Annotated in this window: 13 protein-coding genes; 7 read left to right on the top strand and 6 right to left on the bottom strand. The window is 61.0% G+C overall.

Going from position 1 to position 15029, the window contains the following annotated elements:
* Window positions 1–33: 33 nt before the first annotated feature.
* Window positions 34–1581 (bottom strand): chromosomal replication initiator protein DnaA, encoded by a 1548-nt coding sequence (dnaA, locus tag B0G77_RS06915; RefSeq protein ID WP_243750948.1) that lies wholly within the window; start codon window positions 1579–1581, stop codon window positions 34–36.
* Between the two features lie 391 nt (window positions 1582–1972).
* On the opposite strand from dnaA, the gene rpmH reads away from it, so the two are divergent.
* The 6 genes from rpmH (at window position 1973) to B0G77_RS06885 (ending at window position 7714) form a co-directional block, all read left to right on the top strand.
* The gene (rpmH, locus tag B0G77_RS06910; RefSeq protein WP_004198824.1) at window positions 1973–2107 is read left to right on the top strand and encodes a 50S ribosomal protein L34; all 135 of its coding nucleotides are present in this window, start codon (window positions 1973–1975) and stop codon (window positions 2105–2107) included.
* A 23-nt stretch (window positions 2108–2130) separates the two neighbouring features.
* Window positions 2131–2607, top strand: a complete 477-nt coding sequence (gene rnpA / locus B0G77_RS06905) for a ribonuclease P protein component (protein WP_133661445.1) — start codon at window positions 2131–2133, stop codon at window positions 2605–2607.
* 74 nt (window positions 2608–2681) lie between these two features.
* Window positions 2682–2912 (top strand): membrane protein insertion efficiency factor YidD, encoded by a 231-nt coding sequence (yidD, locus tag B0G77_RS06900; protein ID WP_133661444.1) that lies wholly within the window; start codon window positions 2682–2684, stop codon window positions 2910–2912.
* A gap of 30 nt (window positions 2913–2942) precedes the next feature.
* A complete protein-coding gene (gene yidC, locus B0G77_RS06895) occupies window positions 2943–4613 on the top strand; it encodes a membrane protein insertase YidC (RefSeq protein ID WP_133661443.1) in 1671 nt (556 codons plus the stop codon).
* 298 nt (window positions 4614–4911) lie between these two features.
* Window positions 4912–6312 carry a tRNA uridine-5-carboxymethylaminomethyl(34) synthesis GTPase MnmE gene (gene mnmE, locus B0G77_RS06890; protein ID WP_133661442.1) on the top strand — a complete coding sequence of 467 codons (1401 nt, stop codon included), beginning with the start codon at window positions 4912–4914 and terminating at the stop codon, window positions 6310–6312.
* 172 nt (window positions 6313–6484) lie between these two features.
* Entirely contained in the window at window positions 6485–7714 is a 1230-nt protein-coding gene (locus B0G77_RS06885) for a tyrosine-type recombinase/integrase (RefSeq protein WP_133664059.1), read from the top strand.
* A 412-nt stretch (window positions 7715–8126) separates the two neighbouring features.
* Here B0G77_RS06885 and B0G77_RS06880 read toward each other — a convergent pair whose 3' ends face one another.
* Entirely contained in the window at window positions 8127–8333 is a 207-nt protein-coding gene (locus tag B0G77_RS06880; RefSeq protein ID WP_133661441.1) for a hypothetical protein, read from the bottom strand.
* A gap of 583 nt (window positions 8334–8916) precedes the next feature.
* On the opposite strand from B0G77_RS06880, the gene B0G77_RS06875 reads away from it, so the two are divergent.
* The gene (locus B0G77_RS06875; RefSeq protein WP_133661440.1) at window positions 8917–9258 is read left to right on the top strand and encodes a hypothetical protein; all 342 of its coding nucleotides are present in this window, start codon (window positions 8917–8919) and stop codon (window positions 9256–9258) included.
* Between the two features lie 209 nt (window positions 9259–9467).
* On the opposite strand, the gene B0G77_RS06870 is transcribed toward B0G77_RS06875, so the two are convergent.
* From B0G77_RS06870 to B0G77_RS06855, 4 genes are all read right to left on the bottom strand, one after another.
* Window positions 9468–11201, bottom strand: a complete 1734-nt coding sequence (locus B0G77_RS06870) for an IlvD/Edd family dehydratase (RefSeq protein WP_133661439.1) — start codon at window positions 11199–11201, stop codon at window positions 9468–9470.
* A 47-nt stretch (window positions 11202–11248) separates the two neighbouring features.
* Window positions 11249–12259, bottom strand: coding sequence for an L-arabinose ABC transporter permease AraH (gene araH, locus B0G77_RS06865; protein WP_133661438.1), 1011 nt, complete (start codon window positions 12257–12259; stop codon window positions 11249–11251).
* Between the two features lie 36 nt (window positions 12260–12295).
* The gene (araG, locus tag B0G77_RS06860) at window positions 12296–13834 is read right to left on the bottom strand and encodes an L-arabinose ABC transporter ATP-binding protein AraG (RefSeq protein WP_133661437.1); all 1539 of its coding nucleotides are present in this window, start codon (window positions 13832–13834) and stop codon (window positions 12296–12298) included.
* Window positions 13835–13923: 89 nt separating this feature from the next.
* On the bottom strand, window positions 13924–14928 hold the full coding sequence (locus tag B0G77_RS06855; protein ID WP_133661436.1) for an arabinose ABC transporter substrate-binding protein: 1005 nt from the start codon (window positions 14926–14928) through the stop codon (window positions 13924–13926).
* Window positions 14929–15029 lie beyond the last annotated feature (101 nt).

Raw genomic sequence — 15029 nt, 5'->3', positions numbered from 1 at the left:
AAATAAACAGATCGAATTTACCGGGTCGGCCACTCAACCTTTAAGTGTTTGCTCTAAAACGTGCAGCTCGTGATTCAGTTGAGCATCCTTGCTGCGCTCGTCGGCGATCTTGCGCACCGCGTGCAGCACCGTGGTGTGATCCCGGCCCCCGAAAAGCTCGCCAATTTCCGGCAGACTTTTCTGCGTCAGCTCCTTCGCCAGATACATCGCGATCTGGCGCGGCCGCGCGATGTTCGCCGGACGCTTCTTCGAATACATGTCGGCGACCTTGATGTTGTAAAAGTCGGCGACCGTCTTCTGGATGTTTTCCACCGAAATCTGCCGGTTCTGCACCGTCAGCAGGTCTTTCAGTGCTTCTTTCGTCAGTTCGATCGAGATTTCGCGGCCGTGGAATTTCGAGTACGCGAGGATCTTGCGCAGCGCGCCTTCGAGTTCGCGCACGTTCGAGCGCAGATGCTTGGCGACGAAGAACGCGACGTCTTCGTTCAGGCTCACGCCTTCCGACTGCGCCTTGCGCATCAGGATCGCGACGCGCATTTCCAGCTCGGGCGGCTCGATCGCGACCGTCAGGCCGGAGTCGAAGCGCGAGATGAGGCGGTCGTCGATACCCGAGATTTCCTTCGGGTACGTGTCGCTGGTGATGATCACCTGCGCCTTGTTCGCGACCAGAGCTTCGAACGCGTAGAAAAACTCCTCCTGGGTGCGCGACTTGCCGGAAAAGAACTGGATATCGTCGATCAGCAGCAGGTCGAGCGAGTGGTAGTAGCGCTTGAAGTCGTCGAACGCCTTGCGCTGGTAGGCCTTCACCACGTCCGATACATATTGCTCGGCGTGAATATAGCGAATCCGCGCGCCGGCCTTGTCCATCAGCAGTTGGTTGCCGATCGCATGAATCAGGTGAGTCTTGCCGAGGCCCACGCCGCCGTAAAGGAACAGCGGGTTGTACGAGATGCCCGGATTGTCAGCGACCTGAATCGCCGCGGCGCGCGCCAGCTGGTTCGCCTTGCCGGTCACGAAGTTGTCGAAGGTAAGCACGGGGTTCAGTTTCGAACGCTCGTACATCGAGTCGTTTTCACCGCTGCCGGCGCTCGCGCCCGAACCCGGGCGCCACGTGCGGCGCGCGGCGGCGGCTTCGTTCGCGTCGAGGCTAGGGAGGTCGAGGTCGGCGCCATCGTCGGCGGTGTGCGTCGCGGCGGCGTGTGCGGCATGGGCGCCCGCGCGGGCGGCGTGCGCGGCCTGGACGGCGCCCACTGCGGCGTCCACGGCGGCGCCGGAATTCATGGAAGCGGTCATCGGGCGCGACTGCGGTTGCGGCGCGGGTGCCCGCATGCCGGCCTTGGGATCGAGAACGAACTGGACATCGACCGGCGCCTGCCAGAAATCGCGGGCCAGATCAGCAATGCGACCCGAAAACTGGCTCTTCACCCAATCGAGCTTGAAGCGGTTGGGCGCGGCAATGCACAAGGTATTTGCATCGGCGTCGAAGGCGACCAGGGCCAACGGTTTGATCCACGTCACGTACTGCTGGGGCGTGAGTTCACGCTCTAGCAGTGCGGAACAGTGTTGCCAGAAATCATTCATCGAGTTGCTATAGTTTTGTGCACAGCGGCCCGCGGCCGCCCTCGCCGCGCCTCCCACCGAAGGCGCAACAAGGCCCGGTACAGCCGAGCGGACAGGCTCCAGGCGCTTGTGCCACAAGGGTTTGCGGAGGGCAAGCGAGCCGGAGCGGCGTGCATGATTTTTGGGAAGTAAGGCGAGATTCTACCGCCAAACAACGCCGCGAAGGGAGTTATCCACAGGGACCGATCAATGACGGGCGCCTACCCAACCTGTGGAACATCTCTCTAAGCTATTGACGACCAAGAGAAAACCGGTTTAAATAGCGGGTTCCGCGAAAACCAATTTTCGAACCACCGGCCATTGCACTTTCCGCGATGCTCGCGCGGTTAATTCTCTGCAAAGTGAGAGCAACATGAAACGTACTTATCAACCTTCCGTGACGCGCCGCAAGCGCACCCATGGCTTCCGCGTTCGCATGAAGACCGCCGGGGGCCGCAAAGTGATCAACGCACGCCGCGCGAAGGGCCGCAAGCGCCTCGCCATCTAAGGCTGTTGCGACGATTGCGCGCTATGTCCGACGCCCGCATCGCGGGAACGGCTGGGGCGCCGCAGCAGGGCTCAGTTCCGTTGCGAGCGCAAGCCGCCTTTCCCAAAGCCGCAAGGCTACTAAAAACGGATGAATTTTCATCCGTTTTTCGTTTGCGCCCGTGGCGCCGGTCTGCTTATTTCGTCGTCTACGGCCGTCCGACGGGCAACCAAGCGCGCCTCGGCCTTGTGATCGGCAAGAAGTATGCGCCGCGCGCGGTCACCCGCAATCTGGTGCGCCGCATTGCGCGCGAAGCCTTCAGGGTGCGGCGTGCGGAGTTCGGCGGCTGGGATGTGTTGCTGCGCCTGCACACGAAGTTCGACAGGAAGGCGATGCCCGCCGCTTCGTCGCCGCCCCTGAAAGCGTTGTGCAAGAGCGAGATCGAAGCGCTGCTCGACAAGGCGGCTCGCGAAATCGCGCGCCGTCAGGCGCCGCCGGCAGAAATGCCCGCGACGGAATGACGCCTCCCGCGGCCCGTCTGCGGTCGCGTCGACTGCCACTCTATGTAGCGCGGCGCAGGCTGGCCGCACTTGCCATGCAAACGGTACTTTTCGCTTTATTGCGTTTCTACAAGGTTGCCGTGAGCCCCCTGCTCGGCAGCCGGTGCCGTTTTTACCCTTCCTGTTCGGATTACGCGCGCGAAGCAATCCAGTATCATGGCGCCGCGCGTGGTACTTACCTCGCCGCCAGGCGCCTGTGCCGCTGCCATCCGTTTTCTGCGGGCGGCATCGATCTTGTCCCGCCTCCCACTTCTGAAAAGCGCTGACGCGCCGTTCCATCGACACTGAGACAACGCATGGATATTAAACGCACCGTCCTATGGGTCATCTTCTTCATGTCAGCGGTCATGCTGTTCGACAACTGGCAACGCGACCACGGACGCCCGTCGATGTTCTTCCCGAACACGTCGGTGACGAAGACCGCTCCGGGCGCGCCGCCTGGCACGACGGCATCTGACACCCAGTCCGCCGATCTGCCGCAGGCTAGCACGGCTGCCGCCCCTGGTGGCGCGACAGCGCCCGCTGCGCAGACGTCGCAATTGGTCAGTTTCCGTTCCGACGTCTATTCCGGCCAGATCGATACGCGTGGTGGCACGCTGTCGAAGCTGTCGCTGGTGAAGGAAGGCGACGGCAAGCAGCCTGACCAGTACATCACGCTGTTCGACCACACCGCGAGCCACACGTATCTGGCGCGCACGGGTCTGCTCGGTGGCGATTTCCCGAACCACAACGACATCTTCACGCCTGTCGCCGGTCAGCCGACCGAGTTGCCGGCCGATGCGAAGTCGTTCCAGTTGAGCTTCGAGTCGCCGGTTCGCGGTGGCGTGAAGGTCGTGAAGACCTACACGTTCACGCGCGGCAGCTATGTGATCGGCGTCGACACGAAGATCGTCAACGTCGGCACGACGCCGGTGTCGCCGACCCTCTACATGGAACTCGTGCGTGACAGCCAGCCGGTCGAAACGCCGCGCTTCTCGCACACGTTCATCGGCCCGGCTGTCTACACGGACCAGCATCACTTCCAGAAGATCGATTTCAGCGACATCGACAAGAACAAGGCGAACTACGCGACGACGGCCGACAACGGCTGGATCGCGATGGTGCAGCATTACTTCGCGTCGGCCTGGATTCCGGAGCAGGGTGCGAAGCGCGACATCTATGTCGAGAAGATCGATCCGTCGCTGTATCGCGTCGGCGTGAAGCAGCCGGTGTCGACGATCCAGCCGGGGCAGTCGGTTACCGTGTCGTCGCGCCTCTTCGCCGGTCCGGAAGAAGAACGCAATCTGGAAACCATCGCGCCGGGTCTGGAACTGGTGAAAGACTACGGCTATGTGACGATCATCGCCAAGCCGCTCTTCTGGCTGCTCGAAAAGATCCACAGCTATGTCGGCAACTGGGGCTGGTCGATCGTGCTGCTGACGGTCCTCATCAAGGCCGTGTTCTTCCCGCTGTCGGCGGCGAGCTACAAGTCGATGGCGCGCATGAAAGCGATCACGCCGCGCATGCAGGCGCTGCGCGAACGCTTCAAGGGCGATCCGCAGAAGATGAACGCCGCGCTCATGGAGCTTTACAAGACCGAGAAGGTGAATCCGTTCGGCGGCTGTCTGCCGGTCGTGATCCAGATTCCAGTGTTCATCTCGCTGTACTGGGTGCTGCTGTCGTCGGTGGAAATGCGCGGTGCGCCGTGGATCCTGTGGATTCAGGATCTGTCGCAGCAGGATCCGTACTTCATCCTTCCGGTGCTGATGGCCGTCTCGATGTTCCTGCAGACGAAGCTGAACCCGACCCCGCCGGATCCGGTTCAGGCCAAGATGATGATGTTCATGCCGATCGCGTTCTCGGTCATGTTCTTCTTCTTCCCGGCTGGCCTCGTGCTGTACTACGTGGTCAACAACGTGCTGTCGATCGCGCAGCAGTACTACATCACGCGGATGATGGGTCAGAGCAAGACCAAGAAAGCCGCCTGATGCCGGCTTGAGTGAACGGCGCGGATTTCCGGTCCGTTCACCACGAGAATGAGAAGGCCGCCCGGTTTGCGCCGGGCGGCTTTTTTTGCGGGTTCTGCATGCGGCTGCCCGCTACCGGCAGTGACGCAGAACGGCGCGAATCGCTCGAGGGCCATCGGAAAACGTCTCAGGTATTCGCATCGCTCGTGGTTTCCTCGCCCCCGGCTTCAAGCACCGGGAAGGCCCGCGTTACAATGCCTGGCGCCGCACGATCTCCGCTCGCGGCCACCTCTTTGTCCTGTTTCTTCGATCCGCCACCATGCTCTCCACCGACTCCGATCCGATTGTTGCCATCGCCACAGCACCCGGTCGTGGAGGAATCGGCGTCGTGCGGATCTCGTTTAGCCGCGCCGGCGAGGCCGCCGCCGGTCCGCTGATGCAGGCTCTCACAGGCCAGTTGCTGGCACCGCGGCATGCGAGCTACGTGCCGTTCCTCGACGACGGCGGCAATGCGCTCGACCGCGGCATCGCCCTGTATTTCCCGGCTCCGAATTCGTACACCGGTGAGCATGTTCTGGAACTGCAGGGACACGGCGGCCCGATCGTGCTGCAACTCCTGTTGCAACGCTGTATCGATGCCGGCCGCGCCTTCGGCCTGCGGCTTGCTGAACCGGGCGAGTTCACGCGGCGTGCCTTTCTCAACGACAAGCTCGATCTCGCGCAGGCCGAAGCAGTCGCCGACCTGATCGAGGCAAGTACCGAGGCCGCCGCACGCTCTGCGAGCCGCTCACTCGACGGCGCGTTTTCGCGCGACATCCACGCGCTCGTTGACGAGGTCATCACGTTGCGGATGCTGGTCGAAGCGACGCTTGATTTCCCGGAAGAAGAAATCGACTTCCTCGAAGCCGCCGATGCCCGCGGAAAGCTCGCGCGCATTCGCGAGCGGCTTGCGCACGTGCTCGGCGAAGCGCGCCAGGGGGCATTGCTGCGCGAAGGTTTGTCGGTAGTGCTGGCGGGCCAGCCGAACGTCGGCAAATCGTCGCTGCTGAACGCGCTCGCAGGCGCGGAACTGGCGATCGTCACGCCGATCGCCGGCACGACGCGCGACAAGGTCACGCAGACCATCCAGATCGAAGGGATCCCGCTGCATGTGATCGACACGGCAGGGCTGCGCGAAACGCAGGACGAGGTCGAGAAGATCGGCATCGAACGAACATGGGGTGAGATCGAACGCGCCGATGTGGTATTGCATCTGCTCGATGCTCGCGTCGGCATGACCGATGAGGACGTGAACATCGCCACACGTTTTCCCCAGGGTGTGCCCGTCGTGCGCGTGTTGAACAAGACCGATCTGACGGATGTCGGACCATCGGTCAATACGATCGACGATGTCGCGGGTGCGAATCTGCGTGAAGTCTGGCTTTCGGCTAAAAAGGGCGATGGGATCACACTGCTGCGGGCGGAACTACTACGCATTGCCGGATGGCAGGCGGGCGCCGAGAGCGTGTATCTGGCACGCGAACGACATCTGATTGCGCTGCGCGCGGCGCAGGAGCATCTCGCAATGGCCGAGCAACACGCGGATCAAAATGCGCAGGCACTCGATCTTTTCGCCGAAGAGTTGCGGCTGGCGCAGGAGCAGTTGAATTCGATCACGGGTGAGTTTACTTCCGATGATCTACTAGGGGTAATTTTTAGTCGATTTTGTATCGGGAAGTGATGATCCGAGGAACAGCCACCCGATCCGGAACACTAATCCCCCCTTTTTCCAAGCGATTTAGCAGATCATTGCTATACTTCCGACAGCGCTTACGAACCTGTGGGACGTGACTTTTTTTGGTACACAGGATGATGTGCTTCTCAATCTGGCCAGTCCCGTGTACCAACAAAAAATGCCTAGAGCCGCCGTCCCCCTCACCGAACCGCAGATACGTGCCCTCCAGCCGCGCCGGACGCGCTACTCCATCGCAGACGGCAACGGCCTCGTTCTTGAGATCATGCCGACCGGAAACAAGATCTGGCGTTTCCGTTATTCCCTCAACGGTGCACGTCAGCCCACCGTCACCATCGGCGACTTCCGGCTGATCTCGCTGCGGGTTGCGCGCGAGAAAGCGCGGAAGTACGCCGCGATCGTCGCAGGGGGAGTTTCGCCGGTTTCTGCCGCACGGCAGGACCGCGGCGCTGAGAAGCGCGTCGACGTCCTGAGAGACGCCGCGGAGCTATACCTGAGCGCTGCGATGGTGAAGAAGTCAGAGGAATATCAACGTACGGCGCAGCGGGCGCTCGAAAAGGACGTATTACCCGCGATTGGAAACAAACTGATCCGCGACGTGACGGCAGAAGACGTTCTGGCGGTATGCGACAGGATCAAGGGCCGGGGCTCCCCGAAGATGGCGCTACATACCCGCAACGTAGTCAAACGGCTCTACGAGTTTCTGATTGCACGCCAACTGGCAACCACAAACCCCGCACAGGTCATCCCGGCCCGATTCATCGCAACCCCGGAGAGCCGTACCCGCGTCCTTACGCGAGACGAGATCGGTACGATGCTGCGGGCGATCTACGCATCGAGCATCCGGAGACCGCTGAAGCTGGCGTTGCATCTGCTGGTGCTTACGATGGTCAGGAAATCCGGGCTGATCGAGTCGACGTGGAGCGAATTCGATCTCGACACAGCGATCTGGAAAATCCCGGGGTCGCGAATGAAGAACAACTGCGAACACTGGGTTTACCTACCTCGCCAGGCGGTCGCCATACTGCGTGAGCTCCGCGCGACGAAGGCCAGCCCGACGTTTGTTTTCCCGGCGGTGAGAGGCGCGGACCGGCCGATAAGCAGGAGCACGCTCAATCAGGCAGTGAAAGCACTCGGCCTCCAGTTTGAGCATTTCGTCTTGCACGATTTCAGACGCACCGCTTCGACACATCTCCACGAAGCGGGCCAGCCTTCCGACGCGATCGAAAAGGCGCTGGCAAATACAGTCAAGGAGACTGAAGGCGGCAATAACGTCTCGGCGTTCGCGTCCGAGCGCCGCCAGATGCTGCAGCTATGGGCCGATTTTGTGGAAGCAAAGATTGACGGCGCCCGAGAGGTGCCTGTCGGCCAACCGCGAGACGCGTCGTGACGTTTGCCGCGCATGACCCACGAGGGCGATCACGCCGCCCCGGCTTGCGATCTGCAAGCGCCTCTTCTATGGTACACAGCACATTCAATAAACCCATCCAACCCTTTCCAGACAAGGAAATTAGGCAGTCTCACAAGGTTACGTGCTGGTACCACGCGCGCAACGATAGCGGGAGCTGAAGCTGACCTACCCAGATTCCCCATCGGACCCGCTGATGCTGCGGTAAAAACCCGGCCGGCCGTGCCGGCTGCCAGCCGAAACCTCTGACGAAGGGTCGCTTTCCCCGCCACACAGTGTCGTCAATACAAGGCTAAGCGCCATCAAGCCGAAGATCGCCAGAAAGTACCCCATCCACGAAAAGTTGAAGTCCATGCGCGCCTCCCAGATGCCTTAGCACTTGCGCGATGTCGGTTCAGTGATGCCGGAGGCTGCGCCACGGATGGCGCCAGTCGATCTTTCGCGGATGCTGGTCCGGTTCATGTTCGTGGAGTCGATGTTCCTGCCAGAGTTCGTCTGAGAAAAGGAATGCGACGATCAGCAAGGGCACGACCAGAAACACGCCCAGAATCAGGTGCTCGATCACGTCAGCCTCCAGATCGTTAGATATCCGCCATTTCATTGTAGGCGTCTCGCGAATGCGTGCATTGCGGGGAACCACTCACTGCACTATCGAAATGCCCGGCACCCGTTTCATGTGCCGCATGGACACATCGCGCCTCTCAGGGCAATGAGCATGGATCTCTTTTCGACCGCGATTTAGCTGCTTCCTACGCGCGCTCCATTAGCCCGGAAACTGCAGCACGCAGATCAGGCATCCTTTTTATTCTGCATCCACACCTATACCCAGCTATTTTTCCTCCGGCTGCCAAACAAGTTTATGTGCAGCGCACCAAGGAAGCTGATTTCATAGCAATCCACTTAATTAGTACGATCGATTTATCAAATAGATTGACGCTAAAGCACACCAGATATAGCGCGTCGTAAATTGCTGGGTGCTTCTTCAACCGTCAAAACCGTATGGGTTTACGCTGATCTGCAGGCTCTAAATCGGCCCTGTCACAGCTGCGACAATTCGCCGCTGTTGCGAACGCACACAAGATATGCTTGTGTCCAGCGCCGGTTCTCCTAGAGTGAGAGTTGCGGGTGTTCCCTTGAAGTTAAATACATAGCTAACCTGAGTAAAACCCGCTCGGAGGCAGAACATGAAAATGCGTATCGCTGTTCTTTTCGCAATCGCAGGACTGGCCGCCGTTTCTGCTGCGCAGGCACAAGATGTCGTTATCAAGCCGCAGCAGACGATCCAGTTCAGGCCTAATGCGTATGGGTGTCTGTCGAAGGATAAATTCGACGCCGCCGACCACCATGCCCAGGCGGGCGAGCAACAGAAGATGCAGGAATTCTTCTCCGGTTATCAGTGCCTCTCGACCCCGGAAAACGCCAATTTCCGTGTAGTGCGCGTCGTGGGTCACGACGTTGAGTTCGTGAATGCCGGCAATGGCGACACTCAGGGACTCTGGACCAACGACCGTTTTATCAAGCAATAACCTGTTTCTGCCTCGCGCAGAAAAAGCGAGTAACGAAATGCCCGTCCTTTAATGGACTGGCGGTCAATCTGCGTGTTTAAAAAAATGGCCTGGCGCCTTTTGCCAGGCCATTTTTTTCGCCCGTTCCCGCGGCGTAACGAGCAAAAAAAGCCGATGCGCTTAAAACACGCATCGGCATGACGCCTTCTCGCTAGCGCAGGTACATCAAATCAATGCGAATCGCGCGGCACTGGCGCGCCGCTCGAGCCAACCAGGAAGTCGAGATCCGCGCCCTGATCGGCCTGAAGCACGTGTTCGACGTAGAGCTTGTAATAACCGCGTTTCGGCGGCTCGGGCGCCTGCCACGCGGTTCGACGGCGCTCGAGTTCTTGGTCGGAGACATCGAGATGCAGGCGCCGCGCTTCGACATCGAGTTCGATCATGTCGCCGGTTTTCACGAGTGCGAGCGGCCCGCCTGCCGCTGCTTCCGGCGACACATGCAGCACCACCGCGCCATACGCGGTCCCGCTCATGCGGCCGTCCGAGATGCGGACCATGTCCGTGATGCCTTTTTGCAGCACCTTCTTCGGCAGCGGCATGTTGCCCACTTCAGCGAAACCCGGATAGCCCTTCGGTCCTGCGCCCTTGAGCACCATGATGCAGTGCTCGTCGATATCGAGTGAATCGTCGTCGACCTTCGCGTGCAGCTCTTCGATGTTTTCGAACACCACCGCGCGTCCACGGTGCTTCAAAAGCTTCGCCGTGGCTGCCGACGGCTTGATCACCGCGCCATTCGGCGCGAGGTTGCCCTTGAGCACCGCAATGCCGGCCTTCGGCTTGAAGGGCTCGGCAAACGTCGTGATGACCTTCTCGTCGTGATTGGGCGCGTTGCGTACGTTCTCCCAGATCGTCCTGCCGTTGACTGTCAGCGCATCGCGATGCAGCAGGCCCTGTTCGCCAAGCTGTTTCAGCACGGCGGGCAGGCCGCCCGCGTAATAGAAGTCCTCCATCAGGTATTCACCCGATGGCTGCAGATTCACGAGGCATGGCACGTTCGAACCCAGTTCCCAGTCTTCAAGCGACAGCTCCACGCCGATCCGTTTCGCCAGTGCGATCAGATGCACGACCGCATTGGTCGAGCCACCGATCGCGGCGTTGGTGCGGATCGCGTTTTCGAAGGCTTGGCGCGTGAGGATCTTGTCCATCGTCAGGTCTTCGCGGACCATGTCGACGATGCGCCGGCCAGCGAGATGCGCCAACACCTGACGCCGCGCATCGACCGCGGGAATCGCCGCGTTGTGCGGCAACCCCATGCCCAGCGATTCCACCATCGACGCCATCGTCGAAGCCGTGCCCATCGTCATGCAGTGGCCGCGCGAGCGGTTCATGCACGATTCGGCCTCGGTGAATTCTTCCTGCGTCATCGTGCCGGCACGCACTTCCTCGGACATCTGCCACACGCCCGTGCCGGAGCCGATGTTCTTGCCGCGAAAGCGGCCATTCAGCATCGGGCCGCCAGATACCGCCAACGCGGGCAGATTGCACGACGCCGCGCCCATCAGCAGCGCGGGCGTGGTCTTGTCGCAGCCAACCAGCAGGATCACGCCATCCATCGGATTGCCGCGAATGGATTCCTCGACATCCATCGACGCGAGATTGCGAAACAACATGGCTGTAGGGCGCAGATTCGTTTCGCCCAGCGACATCACCGGAAACTCCAGCGGAAAGCCACCGGCCTCGTAGACGCCTTTCTTCACATACTCCGCCAGCTCGCGAAAGTGCGCGTTGCACGGCGTAAGTTCCGACCAGGTGTTGCAGATTCCGATCACCGGGCGTCCGTCGAATTCATCGTGCGGAATACCCTGGTTCTTCATCCACGAGCGATGCAGAAAACCATCGCGGTCCTTCAGCCCAAACCACGCCTGGCTGCGTAGCGGCTTACTGGTCTTGCTTGAATCAGCCATGAATACTCCTGTCTTTTGTCATACATGTCGGGCGCGCGGTCTGTCGCTCAGTGCACACGCTTGCTGCGCCGGAATTGATCAAACAGTACCGCTAGCAGCAGGATTCCGCCACGAATAAGGTATTGATAGAAAGTCGGCACGTTCATCAGGCTCATCGCGTCCTGCACCGAGCCCATGATCAACACACCGACGAGAACGCCGGAAATCGTCGCCACGCCGCCCGTGAGCGACACGCCGCCGAGCACGCACGCCGAAATCACGCCCAGTTCGAGCCCGACTGAAGTCTTCGGATCGCCGAGACTCATCCGCGACGCGAGCATCACGCCCGCAAAGCCGGTCACGAGTCCCTGCAGGATGAACACGGTGATCTTGATACGCGTGACGGGCAACCCCGCCAGCAACGCTGCTTCGCCGTTGCCGCCCACGGCCAGCACGTTCTTGCCGAACACGGTCTTTTTCAGCAGGAAGCCGAACAGCACGAAGCCGACGATGTTGCTCCAGATCGGATACGAGATCCCGAGGAAGGAACCGCCGCCAAGATCGAAGAAACGCTCTTCGGAGATCATCACCGCGTCGCCGTTCGACGTGATGAATGCAAGGCCGCGCACGACCTCCATCATCGCCAGCGTGACGATCAGCGAATTGATCTTGTAGCGCGCAACCAGCACTCCGTTCACCAGCCCGACCGCGCCGCCGGCGAGCACGCCCGCCAGCACGCCGAACAGCACGCTATGGGTCGCGGTAATCAACGTCGACGCGACGACGCCTGAAAACGCGACGATCGAAGCCACAGAAAGATCCACTTCGCCGAGCGCAAGCACGAACATCATCGTGACGGAGATCGAGCCGATCAGCGTCACCGACAGCAGCAGCCCCTGGATATTGCGTGAGCTGATGAACCCCGGCACCGTGAACGACAGCACGGTGAACAGGATCACGAACACCATCACGATGCCCGACCTGTTGATGAGATCCCACGTGCGCGCCGCACGCGCGCCGATGCCCGCGGAGGCGCCCGACGGATTGGGCAGGGGTGAGTTGGTCGATTGTGTTTGCATGTTGTCTGTTCCTGATTCGATTGCCCGAAGGGCGCGTCAGCGTGGCAGCGCGAGCTTGATCAGCGCATCGGGCGTGGCCTGCGCTTTCGGCAGGTCGCCGACGATGCGACCTTCCTTCATCACGAGCACGCGATCGGTGACGCCAATCACTTCAGCGAGGTCGCTGGACACGACGATCACCGTGCGGCCCGCCTCAGCCAACGCATACAGCAGGCCGTAGATTTCGCTACGCGCACCGACGTCGATGCCGCGCGTCGGCTCGTCCATCAGGAACACGTCGATTTCTTCCGCGAGCCAGCGCGACAGGATGACCTTCTGCTGGTTGCCGCCCGAGAGCGTGCCGATCGGCGTTTCACCGCTGCGCGTCTTGATGGCGAGCTTCGCGATGAAATCCTTCGCCGTCTGCGCCTCCTTGCGGCCGTTCAGCACGTTGAAGCGGCTGAAGTGGCGGCGGCAACTGATATTCAGGTTGTCCGAGACCGACGCGATCGACACGATGCCTTCCTGCTTGCGATCCTCCGGGCACAAGGCGACACCCGCGCGCACCGCATCGCGCGGCGTCGAGAAACGCACGCGGCGCCCCTTGAGGGTGATCTCGCCGGCGCTCGGTCTGACCGCGCCGTAGATGAGCTTCATCAGTTCAGAGCGGCCAGCGCCAACCAGCCCGAAAAAGCCCACGATCTCGCCGGCCCGCGCGACGAACGAAGCCGGCTCCGACAGACCCGGACCCATCAGATCCTTCACCTCGAGCTGAGTCGCGCCCATCTCGCGCGAACGGTAGCCGTACACGTCGCTGATCGAACGGCCGACCATGCAGCTGATGAGCTGGTCGCGATCGAGTCCGTCTACCGCTTCGAACGTCTCGATCCGGCGCCCGTCACGGAACACTGTCACGCGATCGCACAGCTCGTAGACTTCGTCCATCCGGTGCGTGACGTAGATGATGGCGCGGCCTTCAGCTTTCAGCGCGCGGATGATGCGGAACAACTGCTCCGTTTCGCGCGACGACAACGAACTCGTCGGTTCGTCGAACGCGATCACGCGCGCGTCGCGCATCAGCGCCTTGCCGATTTCTATCATCTGCCGCTGGCCGATCGACAGATGTTTCACCTGCGTCGCCGGATCGATCTTCTCGCCGAGCCGGTCGAGTTCATGGATCGCACGTTTGACGAGCGCCTTCTCGTCGAGCACGCCAAAGCGGTTCGGCAGTGCACCCAACATCAGGTTTTCCGCGACCGTCAGTTCCGGCACGAGATGCAGTTCCTGATAGATGATCGCGATGCCGGCTTCGATCGCTGCCTTGGTCGTCGTGAACTGCTGCGCGACGTCATTCAGCCGCAACGTGCCGGACTCAGGGTGGTTGACGCCCGACAGCACCTTCAGCAGCGTCGACTTGCCCGCGCCGTTTTCACCCATCAGCCCGTGCACTTCGCCACACCGCACGCCAAGCGAAACCTGGTCGAGCGCGAGCACGCCCGGAAAGCGCACGGTGATGCCGTCAAGCCGCAGCCATGGACCGGAAGCGGGCGAGGGCGATGCCACCGCAGCCGCTTCTTCTTGTGGTAAAGCCGTCATCGAATGCCTCTTGCTGGAGGAGGTGAAGCCGGCACGCGGACAGTCATGGCCATCCGCGCGCCGTTCATCTCACGCGTGCCTGTACCGCTTTAGATGCCGAGTTCCTGACGCACCTGTTGCCAGTTGCCGCGCACCATCAGCTTGCCGGTGGTCTGCGTATCGGCGGGCGGCTGCTTGCCCGTCTTGATCCACTCGATGAGGTTTTCCGTGCTCTGCTTGCCGTGGTTTGTCGAGCTCACAGCGATCGTTCCGTAGAAGCCCGTCGGCTCTTTCTTCTGGAATTCGGCGAACGCTTCGCCCGCGCCGTTGATGCCCACGCCGATCACATCCGCCGACGGAATATGCAGTTGCTCGGTCGCGCGCACGCCGCCCAGCACGCTTTCTTCGTTCAGCGCGAAGACCACCCACTTCTTGATGTTCGGATGCTGTGCGAGCACCGGTGACGACGCGTTGAAGCCGCCTTCGTCATCGGTCGTCTTTTGCGGCGCATCGAAAATGTTCTCTTTCTTGAAGCCGTTTGCCAGCAGCGATTGCGTCGCCCCATCGGTGCGAAGCTTGGCGGTCGGCAGTTCGTAGTTCGTGATGCGCAGCGCGCCGACTTCTTCGGGCTTCCAGCCGCGACGCTTCATTTCATCCGAGATCGCCTGACCGACCTGATTGCCGATCTTGAACGCCGACATGCCGAGGTGCGGCACGTCCGCCAGCGGCTTGCCGGAGGAGTCGACGAGCTGGTCGTCGACGGTGACGAACTTCATGTTGTAGCGCTTCGCACGCGCCTCGATGGCCGGTCCGAGACGCACGTCGGGGGCGCAGATCACGAAGCCTTTTGCACCCTGGGCGCCGAGGTTGTCGATTGCGGCCAGAACCTTTTCGCCGTCGGGCGTGCCGATGTTCACCACCGAGAAGTTTTCCTTCTGGCCGAGGGCGGACGCGGCTTTCTGTTCGTTGATGAACCACGCCTGTTCCGGCATCTTCACGAGGAAGCCGACTTTCAGCGGCTCGTCCGCATGCGCCGACATATGCGCGGCGAACGGAGCGGCGAGGGCGGCAGCGGCCATCGCAGACAGGGTCAAACGGCGAAGCTTGAGATTCATTCGTGTCTCCTGAAGTTATCAAAGCTGCGGGTACTTCATGTTTTTGCAGCCGGTCGATGCTGGCGCGTGCGGATCCGGGTGCCCGCCCGCGCAGGTTTGCC

Origin of the sequence: Paraburkholderia sp. BL10I2N1, from assembly GCF_004361815.1 — a bacterium.
GTDB lineage: Bacteria > Pseudomonadota > Gammaproteobacteria > Burkholderiales > Burkholderiaceae > Paraburkholderia.
This window is presented reverse-complemented; position numbering and strand designations above follow the sequence as displayed.